This is a genomic window from Streptomyces sp. NPDC037389 (genome assembly GCF_040636475.1).
Taxonomy (GTDB): domain Bacteria; phylum Actinomycetota; class Actinomycetes; order Streptomycetales; family Streptomycetaceae; genus Streptomyces; species Streptomyces hesseae.
Window position 1 is genome coordinate 1 of record NZ_JBEZUS010000055.1, and the last position, 1,483, is coordinate 1,483.

A 1,483-nucleotide genomic window follows, 5' to 3' on the forward strand; every position below is an offset into this window, starting at 1 on the left:
CGGCTCCTTACCGGTCTTCCGGTGGAGGCAGGCCGGGCGCGAGAACCTCGCGACCCGCCGCCAGCTGCGGGAGATGGGACTGCGCCCCGGCGGACACGAGCCCGTCGCCCGGGTCGAATGCCGCGGCGGGAAGCGGTGGGCGTGGCTGTACCGGATCGATCTGGCGAAGCCGAAGCTCCCGATGACGCTCGCGAAGGAAGCCGCGCTCGACAAGGCGATGGCGGCCCGCCAGACGTGCGGCACCTGCCGCCGGCGCTACTTCCACTGCATCCCGCTCAAGACCTTGGGCTGCTGCTTGGAGTGCTACGACGGCACGCCCGCCGACCCCGCCTCCTACATCGCTCCCCCGGCCAAGCACCTGCTGGCCGCCTGATCCGAGAGGACACCAACCCATGAGCACCGCCACCCTCGCCGCCTTCACCGGGCCGGACCGCCCCAAGGATTTGTTGATCCGGTTCATCACGGTCGGCGGCAGCTACGTGGACGTCACCGGCCCCGGCGAGCACACCGACAAGAACCGCTGGAACTGCCACGGCTGCGGAGACTCCTCCCAGTTGGTCCAGGGGGACTTCCTGTTCTGCATCCGGCCGGACGCCAACACCCACGCCGCCACCTGCCGCGCCATCCCGCTCAAGTGACCGCCCGCCACCTGCGCGCCGTCCTGCTGCTCGCCGCCGCCGTCCCGCTCGCCGCGGCGACGGCCGCCGCCGCGCTCAGGGCCGGCCACCTCAAGCTCCACGTCGACAGGCACCGCGTCCGCGCCTCCACCAACACCAAGCAGGAGAACGCCCGATGATCCGTCGCTTCCGCCGCTGCGGCCACAACCCCGGCGTCCTCTCCGCCGAGGACCAGGCCGTCGTCGACCAGTTCCGTGCGATGCTCACCGCCCTGCGCAACCCCGAGCCCTGGACGCCCGGCAGCGCCCGGGACATCGCCGTGCGCGTCGGCCCGTTCGTGGAACGCGCGCAGACCCGGCCCGGCGACGACCACGGCCCCGACCTGATCGCCGTCGCCCTGGTCCACCCCGGCACCCCGCACGCCGGCGCCTACCTCCACGGCCGCCAGCTCGGCTACACCGAACGCGGCTGGCTGCGCTGCGAGACGAGCGCGATCCTCGGCTTCTGGCAGCCCGGCTACGCGATGCTCACCCACGCCGCCGCCGGCCTGCCCCTGCCCGACGACGTCGGCATGACCCCCGCGCACTACGCCCTCTACATCGAGGCCCGCCGGCGCGACGACAGCCTCGACGGCCGCACGCTGCTGCGCGTCGGTCCGTACACGCAGACCCGGCACGCCCAGCAGGACCACGACCGGATTACCGCCGCGCTGGACGGACGCGAGACCGCCCTCGTGCCCGGACACCGTGTCTCCGTGTGGTACGCGCCGTTCGACGTCAGCGACCACCAACTGTTCGCCGACCCGAACGAGGCCGACGCCGTCGCACTCCTGGCCGACGTCCTCGAAGGAGCGAATCCCAGGGGAG

4 protein-coding genes are annotated in these 1,483 nt (G+C 72.8%); all 4 read left to right on the forward strand.

Annotated elements, in window-relative coordinates; genetic code table 11:
• Positions 1-373, forward strand: a 373-nt coding sequence (locus AB0E98_RS33660; RefSeq protein ID WP_361710288.1) for an RRQRL motif-containing zinc-binding protein, incomplete at its 5' end; no start/stop codon positions are given.
• Positions 374-392: 19 nt separating this feature from the next.
• Positions 393-638, forward strand: a complete 246-nt coding sequence (locus AB0E98_RS33665) for a hypothetical protein (RefSeq protein WP_359516135.1) — start codon at positions 393-395, stop codon at positions 636-638.
• Positions 635-796 (forward strand): hypothetical protein, encoded by a 162-nt coding sequence (locus AB0E98_RS33670; protein ID WP_359516132.1) that lies wholly within the window; start codon positions 635-637, stop codon positions 794-796. Before AB0E98_RS33665 ends, AB0E98_RS33670 begins: the two co-directional genes overlap by 4 nt.
• Positions 793-1,483: hypothetical protein (locus AB0E98_RS33675; RefSeq protein WP_361710291.1), on the forward strand; the 691-nt coding region annotated here is incomplete at its 3' end. The genes AB0E98_RS33670 and AB0E98_RS33675, both read left to right, overlap by 4 nt.